Here is a 13,433-nt window from a genome sequence, read left to right as displayed (position 1 = left end):
GGGGCCCTATTGCCAGGGCCCAGGCTCCCCGATCAAGCGCCCTTGTACCCCCTCAATGCCCATTTCCCGGATCACTGCCAACTCCCCTTCGGTTTCTACCCGCTCTGCAATAAGCGGTAAGTCAATGCTATGGGCAGCCCGCTGGATGGCCTCAATAAAGAGCCGCTTGTGGTTCTCTTGGTCGATGGCTCGGATATAACTGCCATCTATCTTCAGATAGGCCAGGCCCAGACGTGACAGGTTGCCAATCATGCTGAACCGGCCACCAAAGTGCTGTAGCGCTAGGCCAAAGCCTAGGGTATGCAACCGTCGGGTGAGCTGCTCTAACACCTGCTGTTCAGGTAGCTGCTCTTCGCCAATCTCAAACACCAGCCTGGCCCCCAGGTCGGCGTGCTGTGTGAGCAACTCGAACACACGGCTCATTGCTTGAGGATCCTCCAGCGTTGGCGCGGCCAGGTTGAGCGCCAACACGCCAGGGCGCGCCCGCAGGTGGGCTAACACCAGGCGCAGCATGACCAAGTCTAGCCGGCTGGACCACCCAAAGCGCTCGATCCATGGCAGAAAGCGCCCGGCCGGTACCGCGAGGCCCTGGGCATCCAGTACACGTGACAACACTTTATGGTGCAGCGGCGCTGTGCCCAACGCTGTTACGACGGGTTGGAAGAACAACTGGAAGCGCGCCATGTGCAAGGCTTCATCCAGCAAACTGTGCCACGCATGGTGGTCGTCGCCGCCAGACTGAACAGTAGGCTGATCCAGGCAAACCCAGTTGGCCTCTCCATGGGCCTCAGCCTGGGCCAATGCCTGGTCAGCAAGCTTGAGCAAGTCATGCGGTGCTTCGCCAGCGATATAAGGGGCCAGCCCGAGCAGCGCTACAGGGTAGACGTCCGAGGCACTGGTTTCGTACAAGGTGCTGAGCGCAGTATCCAGGGTATGTGCCAACTGCTGCGCCTCCTCCAAGGTAAGGCCTGGCGCCAATACGGAGAACTCTCCGCCTCGGGTACGGCAAATCAGGTTGCTGGTTTCCGGGTGGCGGGCGCAGTGGCGCACCAACATGGCGGCGACTTCTTGAAGCAGAGCATCAGCGGCTCCCGCCCCCTTTCGCTGGTTAAGGCCCGCCAGGTCGTTCACCCTGAGCAACAGTAAATAGCCTGCGCGGTTCTCCTCGGCCTGGCTTACGCGCGCCTGGAGCTGCATGTCGAAATACCGCCGGTTCGCCAGCCCTGTCAGGCTGTCTTGGTAAGACTCCACACGCAGGCGTTCACTCCGCTCAGCCTGCTCCATGAACAGAGCCTTAAGTTTCTCCACCATCTGATTCATCGCTTGAACGACGCGACGTAGTTCAGGGGTGCGTGGCAGCTCTGGAAGGCTTAAGAACTCACGACGCGCAATTGCATGGGATTGCGCCACCATGTAATCCAGCGGGCGTAATTGACGCCTGAGCAACAGGGCGCCCAAAAGGCCGCTGACGGCACCGCACAGCAACAACCAACTCAAGCTACCCAACGCGCTTTGCCATAGCTTGGCCAGGGCGAACATAGGGTGACTGATGACTTCGACACGGGCCGCCTGCTGCCATCCCCTGCTCACGATAGCATCGCCCCCGGCGGCTTCCAGCCCGATCAGCCGTACGAACCAATGAGGCACGGTAGTGCTGTCCGGTTCGGCATGACGTTCCACCATCACGTGGTCATCCGCCAGGTCTACCACGCGGATACTGGCGTAATAGCCACTGTCGAAAATCGAACTCACCATCAATTCCACCATGGCCGGATCGTCGATATTGGGGGTGAGCGACAAGGCCAAGGCAGTGGCGGCGTCCTGGGCGTGGGAACGCAACTGATTGACGTACTGGGCCCGAGAGCTTTCCAGGCTGACCATGAAGCTGCCACCGAATGCCACAATCAGGAATAGGCAGATAGCTATCAGAAGTTGCTTGAACAGAGACATCACGGCTCCTGGTTAATTGGTAGGCTCGGCGGGAAAGCCTTCGGCGTCCATTTTCTTGAGCAAATCTTGCCAACGCGATAACCGCTTCGTATCACCTACCTTTTTGTTACCCCCTGCGCCGGTCAGCCATAAGCCTTCACCATTGAAGGCATACACGGGCAGAAGGTCAGTACGCTGGCTGGCGGGCTGAATGGTATCTACCAGGCTATCGAGCACCAACGGCATAGACTCAGGCGTGGCGTAGTAGGTCAAGACCATATGCGCCCGGTTTTGACGCAGGGCCTTGACGTAGGTGATGCGTAGCTTGTCACCGGAAACGCCCAAGTGACGCAGGCTGAAATACTTGGCGATGGCATAGTCCTCACAATCCCCGGCACCTTTCCATAGCGACTGGATGGGGGTAGCCCAATAATCCACCTCATGCCAAAGGTCGATGTCTTCCTGATAGCGTAACTGACGGTTAAAGAAGAGGTTCACAACCCTAAGCTGTTCGGCCTCCGGAACCTGACGCTGGGTCGCCAACAGCTGCTGCCAGGCATCAATGCGCTGCTGGCCAGTGCCAAGAGGGCCGTACAGGGCCTGGGCACGGCGGCTAATCAGGGAAAAGTCCCAGTCTGCCTGTAAAACGCCGAGCAGGCTGAAGCTCACCGCAAGCGCAAGCGCGACACGGCGTAACAACCTGCCTGCGTTAAACTCCATTAGCACCACACCCAGCCCAATGACACTGGAAAGCGGCTGATGGTGCGGGTACATTCAGCAAAAGACAATGGCAACTTGCAATCACTTTGACCACGCTGGCTTGCAATTGCTTGATCTGGGCGCGCAGGGCCCCGAGCGGCAATGATAGATACTGAAAACCTGCGCTAAAATACGTAAGCTGCTTCCGGCAAGTCAGTAACGTAATACATCGAAGTGAAACTCATTCATCCGATAAATCGACCTGATGCGCCAAAACTGTAGTCGAAAACTTATAACGGTTTCACCTTACTAGGTAGTCAAAGTGCCCAGAAAACCCAGCCCATTGAGTGTAGTGCTGGCAGCAGAGCAACTGCCCGCTCACCTTGCTCGCTCTATTATCGAAGAGCGGCTGCGCGCCGCTATATTGGACGGTAGCCTGCCCACAGGTACGGCTGTCCGCCAGCAGGAGTTGGCTACGCTATTCGGCGTTAGCCGCATGCCTGTACGCGAAGCGCTGCGCCAACTCGAAGCCCAAGGCCTATTGGCCGTAGAACAGCACAAAGGTGCTGTCGTAGCGCCGCTGATTACCTGGGACGCCACAGAAACCTACGAGCTGCGCATAGTGCTTGAGAGCGAGGCATTGCGCCAATCCGCGCCCACATTGGCAGAGGCTGATTTCACGGAGATCGAGCGGCTGATCAACTGCATGGAGGTCGAGACCGATTATTCAGTGATGGGCGAGCTGAACAAGCAATTTCATTTGGCACTCTATAGCAAGGCGCACAATCGCCGGCTAATGACGCTGGTGAGTGTCGGCCTTGATGAAGAGGAGCGCTTCCTGCGTTTCAACCTCAAAGACATGGGCTTGGGCAAGGTTACTCAGGACGATCACCGTGAATTGCTTAAGGCTGTGCGAAGCGGTGATGTCGACCAGGCCGTGCAGTTACTGACCCAGCACCTTGAGCGTGGTATTGCTGCAATCACCCAATACATGCAAAACAAACCAAAAAGCTAAACCTCACGCCGGGCAGCCGGCGTGCCCTCCTCTTTGGCTTTATGCCCTCTCTTCCAGCGACACCGCCCTTACCCAGGGCGCGCCGTTGCACGTCCCCTATGCAATCTGGACAGCCTGGTTCACACCTCACACCCTTCAGCATGGCGTTATGCCGTCAAAACGAACACTCTTTAGCTCAATCGGAACGGGCCCCACTTAGGAGGCGCCACAGGGATGAAACAGGAGGAACGATAACGGCCTGTGTGTAAGGCCAATTACATATTCCCCTTCCGAAACACCCCACAACCCGCGTTCCGCGCCGATAGGCGCACTACTTAATTTCGATCAATTTGATTGAAAGGAGTAGCTCTACGCCTTAAAAAACTTATCTATAAGTTTTAATGTATACACTCGCGCTCGATAAAGTTGGATATAAGAATTTTCCAGAAATAACTTGCCAATCGCTTTTTCCCTGGACTAATTTGATGTCAGCGATGCGGATCCATTCGGCACGGCCGCTTAGTTAGGCTGCCGAGTTGCAATAGGCTGCAGCGCGAACCATGAAAACGTTATCTGTCCGGCCTGAACGCCCTGTTCTAGAGGTCTCGGGAGCACTTCGCCGGAATTTCATGGCTAATTAACCAGGATGATTCCAAAAGGGATAAACACATGCAACTTCTTGAAAACTTGCTTATTAAGCGCAAGGAAGAACTTTCTACGCACCCCCTCTTTTCCGAACTCACTACACTCGAGGATCTTCGACTGTTCATGGAAACCCATGTGTATGCAGTCTGGGATTTCATGTCCCTGACCAAGCGCCTGCAAATTGAAATGACATCGATCAGCTTGCCTTGGTTACCTCCGCAAGACCCACATTCAGCTCGCCTTATCAATGAGATCGTATTAGGTGAGGAGTCCGACCGCTGTCTTCGCGGCGGGCACTACAGTCACTTTGAACTGTACTTGGATGCAATGCGTGAAGTAGGCGCTAATACGGCTCCGGTTGAGCACTTCATTGCGCTGCAACGCCAGGGTGAGCACTTTCAGAGTGCCTTGTTGAAGGCAGGCGCAGACGATGCTGCGGTTCACTTCGTTGGCCATACCCTTGAAATCGCCCAACAGGCGCCTGCACACCAGGTTGCAGCGGCCTTCCTGCATGGGCGGGAGAGCGTTATTCCTCACATGTTCCAGCAGCTCCTGGACGATCTGGGTGTTGCCCAGGCGCAGGCGCCTACGTTCCGTTATTACCTGCAACGGCATATCGACGTTGACAGTGAAGACCACGGCCCCGCCGCCGAAAACCTGCTACGCCGTATGACCGGAGATGACCACCTATTGCGCCGGGAAGTACTGCAGGCCGCTATCTCGGCAGTAGAGAGCCGGCTCCTGCTATGGAACCGGCTGCGTGACCGGCTGCGTGCCGCACGCGAGGTGGCTTGATCATGGAGGCGCTTGACTACGTATCCTTTGCCGAGCAATGGGAGCGTCGGGCGACCATCCGTACACGCCCACGGCGCGTGCTGGAGCAGGACAATCGCTTGATTTATCCGCTGAGCCGTCAACCTCTGGCGGTCAGTGGGGTACTGCAACAGCAGTGCCCCGAACAGCGCGACTTCGTTCTGCTGCAGACCCTCTACAAGTTCATCAACGATATCGTCATCTTCGAAACCGAGATCGTTGATAAGACCGCGCGCAACATTGCTAAAGGGCGCTTTGCCGTGCCGTTTCCGTTGGCATGCCGTTATGACGCCATGACCGTAGTAGTGGATGAGGACTACCACGCCTTGGTAGCAATGGATTTTCTTCAGCAAACCATTGCCGCCACCGGTATCGAGCCTATCGCCATGCCGCACGAAATTGAACTCAGCCGGGCAATCCCTGCTGCCATGGCGCAGGCACCTGAGCGATTACGCCCTGCCATTGAATTGATTTGTGTAGCGATCGCGGAAAACACCGTGACCAATGACGTCGCCGCCTTTGCCAAAGACGATAGCGTCAAAGCCTCTATCAAAGGCTTGATGGCCGATCACTTGGCTGATGAAGGCCGTCATTCAACGTTTTGGACAGACCTTACCCGGTTGTACTGGGCCCGTGCGTGCGACGAGGACCGGCACGCCATTGCCGCGCAACTGCCGGTGTTTATCGAGCAGTACCTGACCAACGATATCCAGAAGGCCTTCGACATGCGTTTGATCGAAGCCCTTCCCATATCACCCGCCGTTGCTGCAGCACTCAAGCAAGAGGCTGCCGGGCTGGCATTCCCGCTTGGCCCACAGCATCCACTGGTCCTCAACATTGTCAGGTTTTTCAAACGCAGCAGCTTGCTGGATACCCCCTGCGTGCACACGGCGCTGGCCCCCTATCTTTGCTGAATAGGCACCTCTCTCATGAAACGATTGAATATTTGGCTAGTAGGCCGCAGCGACCTGCTGCGTGTCTTGGACCAAGAGCTGCAAGCGTTTGGTCATGTGTGTCACCTACAGACACAGCAGCCGGGTTTACCCTCGACTGGCGTGGACCTTTTGATCGAAGACCACAGTGTAGCGCTTGATCCTGCTCTTCTGAGAGACATAGGCGATGCGCATCATGTGTCGCTTCAGGTAACGATGGAAGGCACCCCAGGCGTTGGTCTGCCTGACCTCGCCCTATGGGGAGGCGCACCCGGTCACGGGTGCTTCTATGAACCGGCAAGGGTGCAGCATGGCGGAAGTGGCCGTGTGCTGCATGACGCTGCCATTGCGCAGTGGGTTAATACGCTAGTGGATTACGTAGGAGCGCTGGCCAGGGACGACAACGCCGCCAGGCCGTCGCTAGGCCCTACCGGGCCGACCGAAGCCGTGCCGCTCACTCACGTGGATACCCTGGCTTACCACCACACCGGCAACGATACCCGGGACGAGGCACTGTTGGCAGTGGCCGAGCAGCCGCTAAGCCAGCGTCTGGAGGCCAGCTTTATCCGACATGCAGGCCTGACTGCCTTACGCTGGGAAGGTCAGGCATGGACCTATGCCCAACTGCGGGCCGCGGCCGAACCTATGCGGCAATGTGTATTGGCACTAAGCGCTAACGGTGACCGGCCGGTCGTAGGCGTATGTCTGAACAAAGGGTCTCAGTTGTTCGCTTGCGTGCTGGGTATCTTGCTCGCAGACGCGGTCTACCTGCCCCTGGAGCCTAGCCACCCTGTTGAGCGCCGCCGATTCATCTTGGAAAACAGCAGTACGCAGTTGTTGTTTCAAGAGGCCGAAGATGAGCCGCTTACAGGCCCCTGGCGTACACAGGCCCCCTCAGGTCTCAAAGCATATAGCCCATGGCCTGCCTCGCCGTGCTGGGCCGCGGACGCGCCCTGCATGGCGCTCTACACGTCGGGGACCACCGGGCAGCCCAAGGGCGTACTACTTAGCCAGCGCAACCTAAGCCACTTCACTGCCTGGTATGCCGCGTATGTGCACCTCAACGAGGGTGTTCAGGTATTACAGTTCTCAACGCTTAGTTTCGATTCAGCCAGTATCGACCTGTTTCCCACCTGGCTAAGTGGCGCTGCGCTCGTGGTCGCAAGCGAAGACCAGCGACGTGACCCTGCCCAATTGGCGGCGTTGATCGTTAATGAGCGCGTGACACATGGGTTTCTGCCTCCGGCGTTGTTAAGTGTGATGCCGATGCAGCCGCTTATGGCCATGCAGTGCATTACCACAGGCGGTGATGTGTGTGAGCCTTGGGTTATCGAGCACCTAGCAGACAAGTGCCGCTTTATTAACCTTTATGGGCCTACAGAGGCAACGGTGCTGGTGACGGCTCGCGACTTCCAGCCTGATACTAGCAGCCGCAGCCTGGGCTTCCCTATCGCCAATAGCCAGGTCTGGGTACTCGATGACGACGGGCAGCCTGCAATGCCCGGTGAGACAGGCGAGCTTTATCTCATTGGCCCAGGCGTAGGCCTTGGCTACATCAACAACCCGGAGCAAACAGGGCAGCGCTACGTTACGTTGCCACTGCCCGATGGCAGCACTATGCATGCTTATCGCACAGGGGACTTGGGGCGTTGGGGGTCGCAAGGTCTGGAACTGGTTGGCCGCAAGGATAACCAGGTGAAGATCCGAGGGTTTCGGGTAGAACCCGAAGAAATCGAATGCTGCCTGCGCGAGGGCAAATGCTACGACCAAGTGGCCGTGGTGATTACAGAGGGGGCACGCGTGCTAGCCTTCATGGCGCACCCCTCTTCGGGTGTAAGCAGCCCAGCACACACGCTTCGTGCCTATGCGGCGCAGCGCTTGCCACGCTACATGCAGCCCAGCCACTACGTTGAGTTAGCGGCGCTGCCCATGGCACCTAACGGTAAGGTTGATCGTCAGGCTTTACTAGCACGGCCCACAGAAATAAGCCCTTGTGATGCCTATAAGGCGCCAACGGGTGCTGTGCAACATGAACTTCAGCAGATGTGGGCGGAGTTGCTTGAGCTAAGCCCAGGCGAGATCTCCACAGACGATAGTTTTTTCAACCTTGGAGGACATTCCATTGTGCTCTCCGCCATGTTGTTGGCACTTCGAGACCGTTTCGGCCGTGGCATTTCCATAAATCGCTTTATTGAACTGCCCACTCTGGAGCGGCTTGAAGAGTTACTGAACGCTGACGCCACTCATGACACCGGAGCACTCGATCCTGGCGTACTACTCGACGCGCAGCGACCCCTCGCCATTACCCCTTTGTCACCCATGCAAATGGGCGATGTGCATAAGGTATTGGTAACAGGCGCCAACGGTTTTGTAGGGGTACACCTGGTTTCGGCACTACTGCAGTGGGGCGCTACCGAAGTTACCTGCCTGGTCAGGCAAGGGAAGCGGAAAACGGCAGAGGAAAAATTTGCCGAAGCGCTTGTGGATAACGCCTTGGTGGTGGACCTCAGCAGGGTCCGTATCATAGCAGCGGACTTTACCCAGCCTCGGCTAGGCCTTTCTGTTGAGGACTACAGCAGGATTGATCGCGAGTATGGCGCGGTTATCCACAACGGCGCTCATGTAAACCACGTGTTGGACTACCCAGCATTAGCCAAGACCAACGTAGCCCCCCTGTTTGAGTTGTTGGCTCTGTGCGAAGGGCAGTGCAAGAAAGTGCTGAACTTCGTTTCTACCCTCTCTGCCTGCAGCGCTATCGATAGCGCTGGCAACGTACTAGAAACCGGCCCTGTGGATACGCCGCCCATTTATATCCGCAATGGCTACAACCTTTCCAAGTGGGTAGCAGAGCGCGTTCTTCAACGCGCCCAAGCGGCAGGGTGTTTCGTCAACATCTTCCGCCCTGGGAATATCAGCTTCAACAGCGCCACAGGCGTTTGCCAGCCTCATAAAAACCGGCTGATGCTAATGGTCAAAGGTTCATTGCAGTTGGCGGCAGTGCCCGCCCTGGAATTGAACTTCGACCTGATGCCAGTGGATTTCCTGGCCAAGCTTATCGCCTTCCAAAGCAGCCGTTATGAGCCTGCAGCTGCGGTCTTTAACCTTCACAATCCAGAGCCACTAAGTTGGCCGGACTATGTCGCTTCATTTGCCGCGGTGGGTTATGACTTTGACATGGTTCCTGTCAGCACTTGGCAAGCGCGGCTTCAAGACGTGAAGGAAGACAACGCGCTCTTTGGCGTACTGGGCTTCTACCTCAATGGTTTTGAGGAAGACATTGGAGATGTCTCTCTTATCCACCACTACAACGCAGCCCGCGTGATCGGCAGGATGGGTGACGCGTACCCCTTAAAAACCCCCGCTTTGCTGGCACGTGGCAGTGCCTATCTGCAACACATTGGTTTTATCTGATACCTCTCAACTGGAGCATTACCATGAATCTTTTGTACCCTGATACTCGTATCCACAACCCTGCTGGTGTACGTATCGAATCGGCTGTAGACCTTGATACCAGCTGTAATACAGCCTGGGCCGTGGTCGGTGATTTTGGCGGTTTTCACCGGTTCATCACAGGCTTGGAATCTACTCACGTAATCGGTAATGGCATTGGCTGTGTGCGCCACAAGACATTCAAAGACGGCAATTTTGCAGTTGAGCAATTGAACACTTACGACCCGACTACATGGGCTATGACATGGACGCTGATCCATACCACTTTGCCGGTAGGCAATCTGTGGGCGGCCATGCAGGTTATGCCCTTAGGGCTGAATCGTTGCAAAGCTGTATGGACTATCCAAGCTGAGCCCATTCAGGCCGACCCAGCTCAGGCTGTAGGCAGCGAAGGGCTTGAAACGTTTAAGGCGTTTCTTCAGAGCTTTGCCGATGCTGCAATGGCCGCAGTAGGCACTGAGTTGAATTAACCCACTCAATACCCCTGGAAACACAAAAGCCCTGGTCGCGTTAGCGGCCAGGGCTTTTGTATTTGGATCTTGACGATGACCTACTCTCACATGGGGAAACCCCACACTACCATCGGCGATGCATCGTTTCACTGCTGAGTTCGGGAAGGGATCAGGTGGTTCCAATGCTCTATGGTCGTCAAGAAATTCGGTAGCCGCATCGCCTTTAGGCGCCACAGCGAATTCTTGATACTTCTACTTAAAAGACAAAACCCCTGACCGCAGTGCGATCAGGGGTTTTGGGTGTGAATCTTGACGATGACCTACTCTCACATGGGGAAACCCCACACTACCATCGGCGATGCATCGTTTCACTGCTGAGTTCGGGAAGGGATCAGGTGGTTCCAATGCTCTATGGTCGTCAAGAAATTCGGTAGCCGCGGCGCGTACACGTCGTGGCGAATCTGGGTATGTGAGTGTGCAAGCGTCTGGTGTGTCTTCACCCCTGCGCGCTGCCATTGGCAGATTGCTTGGGTGTTATATGGTCAAGCCTCACGGGCAATTAGTATGGGTTAGCTCAACGCCTCACAGCGCTTACACACCCCACCTATCAACGTCGTAGTCTTCGACGGCCCTTCAGGGAGCTCAAGGCTCCAGTGAGATCTCATCTTGAGGCAAGTTTCCCGCTTAGATGCTTTCAGCGGTTATCTCTTCCGAACATAGCTACCCGGCAATGCCACTGGCGTGACAACCGGAACACCAGAGGTTCGTCCACTCCGGTCCTCTCGTACTAGGAGCAGCCCCTCTCAAATCTCAAACGTCCACGGCAGATAGGGACCGAACTGTCTCACGACGTTCTAAACCCAGCTCGCGTACCACTTTAAATGGCGAACAGCCATACCCTTGGGACCGGCTTCAGCCCCAGGATGTGATGAGCCGACATCGAGGTGCCAAACACCGCCGTCGATATGAACTCTTGGGCGGTATCAGCCTGTTATCCCCGGAGTACCTTTTATCCGTTGAGCGATGGCCCTTCCATACAGAACCACCGGATCACTAAGACCTACTTTCGTACCTGCTCGACGTGTCTGTCTCGCAGTCAAGCGCGCTTTTGCCTTTATACTCTACGACCGATTTCCGACCGGTCTGAGCGCACCTTCGTACTCCTCCGTTACTCTTTGGGAGGAGACCGCCCCAGTCAAACTACCCACCATACACTGTCCTCGATCCGGATAACGGACCTGAGTTAGAACCTCAAGGTTGCCAGGGTGGTATTTCAAGGTTGGCTCCACGCAGACTGGCGTCCACGCTTCAAAGCCTCCCACCTATCCTACACAAGCAAGCTCAAAGTCCAGTGCAAAGCTATAGTAAAGGTTCACGGGGTCTTTCCGTCTAGCCGCGGATACACTGCATCTTCACAGCGATTTCAATTTCACTGAGTCTCGGGTGGAGACAGCGCCGCCATCGTTACGCCATTCGTGCAGGTCGGAACTTACCCGACAAGGAATTTCGCTACCTTAGGACCGTTATAGTTACGGCCGCCGTTTACCGGGGCTTCGATCAAGAGCTTCGCTTGCGCTAACCCCATCAATTAACCTTCCGGCACCGGGCAGGCGTCACACCCTATACGTCCACTTTCGTGTTTGCAGAGTGCTGTGTTTTTAATAAACAGTCGCAGCGGCCTGGTATCTTCGACCGGCATAGGCTTACGGGGTAAACCCTTCACCTTCGCCGGCGCACCTTCTCCCGAAGTTACGGTGCCATTTTGCCTAGTTCCTTCACCCGAGTTCTCTCAAGCGCCTTGGTATTCTCTACCCAACCACCTGTGTCGGTTTGGGGTACGGTTCCTGGTTACCTGAAGCTTAGAAGCTTTTCCTGGAAGCATGGCATCGACCACTTCGTGTCCTGAGACACTCGTCATCAGCTCTCGGCCTTAAGATCCCGGATTTACCTAAGATCTCAGCCTACCACCTTAAACTTGGACAACCAACGCCAAGCTGGCCTAGCCTTCTCCGTCCCTCCATCGCAATAACCAGAAGTACAGGAATATTAACCTGTTTTCCATCGACTACGCTTTTCAGCCTCGCCTTAGGGACCGACTAACCCTGCGTCGATTAACGTTGCGCAGGAAACCTTGGTTTTTCGGCGTGCGAGTTTTTCACTCGCATTGTCGTTACTCATGTCAGCATTCGCACTTCTGATACCTCCAGCCAGCTTCTCAACTGACCTTCACAGGCTTACAGAACGCTCCTCTACCGCGTCACTTGCGTGACACCCGTAGCTTCGGTACCTGGTTTGAGCCCCGTTACATCTTCCGCGCAGGCCGACTCGACTAGTGAGCTATTACGCTTTCTTTAAAGGGTGGCTGCTTCTAAGCCAACCTCCTAGCTGTCTAAGCCTTCCCACATCGTTTCCCACTTAACCAGGATTTTGGGACCTTAGCTGACGGTCTGGGTTGTTTCCCTTTTCACGACGGACGTTAGCACCCGCCGTGTGTCTCCCATGCTCGGCACTTGTAGGTATTCGGAGTTTGCATCGGTTTGGTAAGTCGGGATGACCCCCTAGCCGAAACAGTGCTCTACCCCCTACAGTGATACATGAGGCGCTACCTAAATAGCTTTCGAGGAGAACCAGCTATCTCCGAGCTTGATTAGCCTTTCACTCCGATCCACAGGTCATCCGCTAACTTTTCAACGGTAGTCGGTTCGGTCCTCCAGTTAGTGTTACCCAACCTTCAACCTGCCCATGGATAGATCGCCCGGTTTCGGGTCTATTCCCAGCGACTAGACGCCCTATTAAGACTCGCTTTCGCTACGCCTCCCCTATTCGGTTAAGCTTGCCACTGAAAATAAGTCGCTGACCCATTATACAAAAGGTACGCAGTCACAGAACAAGTCTGCTCCCACTGCTTGTACGCATACGGTTTCAGGTTCTATTTCACTCCCCTCTCCGGGGTTCTTTTCGCCTTTCCCTCACGGTACTGGTTCACTATCGGTCAGTCAGTAGTATTTAGCCTTGGAGGATGGTCCCCCCATATTCAGACAAAGTTTCTCGTGCTCCGTCCTACTCGATTTCATTGACAAGAGATTTTCGCGTACAGGGCTATCACCCACTATGGCCGCACTTTCCAGAGCGTTCCGCTAATCTCAAATCAACTTAAGGGCTGGTCCCCGTTCGCTCGCCACTACTAAGGGAATCTCGGTTGATTTCTTTTCCTCAGGGTACTTAGATGTTTCAGTTCCCCTGGTTCGCCTCTTGCACCTATGTATTGAGTACAAGATACCCAGCTTGTGCTGGGTGGGTTCCCCCATTCAGAGATCTCCGGATCAAAGTCTGTTTGCCGACTCCCCGAAGCTTATCGCAGGCTACCACGTCTTTCATCGCCTCTGACTGCCAAGGCATCCACCGTATGCGCTTATTCACTTGACCATATAACCCCAAGCAATCTGGGGAGTACAGGTGTGAAGAACAACATTCGCTTTACCTTAGCCTGATCACACCAGCAGTGAAACTGGTCTGAAC

The 13,433-nt window shown here is 55.5% G+C and carries 7 protein-coding genes and 3 rRNA genes; 5 read left to right on the top strand and 5 right to left on the bottom strand.

The annotated features are described in order from the left end of the window. Positions 1–6 precede the first annotated feature (6 nt). Positions 7–1,950: a cyclic di-GMP receptor LapD gene (gene lapD, locus AC4LE2_RS00520; protein ID WP_491823342.1), complete on the bottom strand. Its 1,944-nt coding sequence runs from the start codon at positions 1,948–1,950 to the stop codon at positions 7–9. A 12-nt stretch (positions 1,951–1,962) separates the two neighbouring features. Then, positions 1,963–2,649, bottom strand: a complete 687-nt coding sequence (gene lapG / locus AC4LE2_RS00515; RefSeq protein WP_491823340.1) for a cysteine protease LapG — start codon at positions 2,647–2,649, stop codon at positions 1,963–1,965. A 301-nt stretch (positions 2,650–2,950) separates the two neighbouring features. On the opposite strand from lapG, the gene AC4LE2_RS00510 reads away from it, so the two are divergent. From AC4LE2_RS00510 to AC4LE2_RS00490, 5 genes are all read left to right on the top strand, one after another. Then, positions 2,951–3,643: a GntR family transcriptional regulator gene (locus AC4LE2_RS00510; protein WP_491823338.1), complete on the top strand. Its 693-nt coding sequence runs from the start codon at positions 2,951–2,953 to the stop codon at positions 3,641–3,643. A 648-nt stretch (positions 3,644–4,291) separates the two neighbouring features. Continuing rightward, positions 4,292–5,062 (top strand): DUF3050 domain-containing protein, encoded by a 771-nt coding sequence (locus tag AC4LE2_RS00505; protein ID WP_491823336.1) that lies wholly within the window; start codon positions 4,292–4,294, stop codon positions 5,060–5,062. A gap of 2 nt (positions 5,063–5,064) precedes the next feature. Continuing rightward, positions 5,065–5,994 (top strand): diiron oxygenase, encoded by a 930-nt coding sequence (locus AC4LE2_RS00500; protein WP_491823335.1) that lies wholly within the window; start codon positions 5,065–5,067, stop codon positions 5,992–5,994. A gap of 15 nt (positions 5,995–6,009) precedes the next feature. Next, on the top strand, positions 6,010–9,423 hold the full coding sequence (locus AC4LE2_RS00495) for an amino acid adenylation domain-containing protein (RefSeq protein WP_491823333.1): 3,414 nt from the start codon (positions 6,010–6,012) through the stop codon (positions 9,421–9,423). Positions 9,424–9,446: 23 nt separating this feature from the next. Beyond that, positions 9,447–9,932, top strand: coding sequence for an SRPBCC family protein (locus tag AC4LE2_RS00490; protein WP_491823331.1), 486 nt, complete (start codon positions 9,447–9,449; stop codon positions 9,930–9,932). A gap of 67 nt (positions 9,933–9,999) precedes the next feature. Here the strand turns inward: AC4LE2_RS00490 and rrf (AC4LE2_RS00485) are convergent. The 3 genes from rrf (AC4LE2_RS00485) to AC4LE2_RS00475 form a co-directional block, all read right to left on the bottom strand. Further along, positions 10,000–10,115 (bottom strand): 5S ribosomal RNA (gene rrf / locus AC4LE2_RS00485). A gap of 106 nt (positions 10,116–10,221) precedes the next feature. Then, positions 10,222–10,337 (bottom strand): 5S ribosomal RNA (gene rrf / locus AC4LE2_RS00480). Between the two features lie 115 nt (positions 10,338–10,452). Beyond that, positions 10,453–13,340: ribosomal RNA gene (locus AC4LE2_RS00475) — 23S ribosomal RNA — on the bottom strand. Positions 13,341–13,433: the final 93 nt, after the last annotated feature.

The sequence above is a fragment of the Pseudomonas sp. 9.3L genome (genome assembly GCF_058536285.1).
Note: the sequence above shows the minus strand (reverse complement) of the source record. Positions and strands in the feature narration are given on the sequence as shown.

What these genes read in the sequence shown, in the direction of transcription:
- lapD (WP_491823342.1), bottom strand. Translation starts at nt 1,950, where the DNA reads ATGTCTCTGTTCAAGCAACTTCTGATAGCTATCTGCCTATTCCTGATT.
- lapG (WP_491823340.1), bottom strand. Translation starts at nt 2,649, where the DNA reads ATGGAGTTTAACGCAGGCAGGTTGTTACGCCGTGTCGCGCTTGCGCTT.
- AC4LE2_RS00505 (WP_491823336.1), top strand. Translation starts at nt 4,292, where the DNA reads ATGCAACTTCTTGAAAACTTGCTTATTAAGCGCAAGGAAGAACTTTCT.
- AC4LE2_RS00500 (WP_491823335.1), top strand. Translation starts at nt 5,065, where the DNA reads ATGGAGGCGCTTGACTACGTATCCTTTGCCGAGCAATGGGAGCGTCGG.
- AC4LE2_RS00495 (WP_491823333.1), top strand. Translation starts at nt 6,010, where the DNA reads ATGAAACGATTGAATATTTGGCTAGTAGGCCGCAGCGACCTGCTGCGT.
- AC4LE2_RS00490 (WP_491823331.1), top strand. Translation starts at nt 9,447, where the DNA reads ATGAATCTTTTGTACCCTGATACTCGTATCCACAACCCTGCTGGTGTA.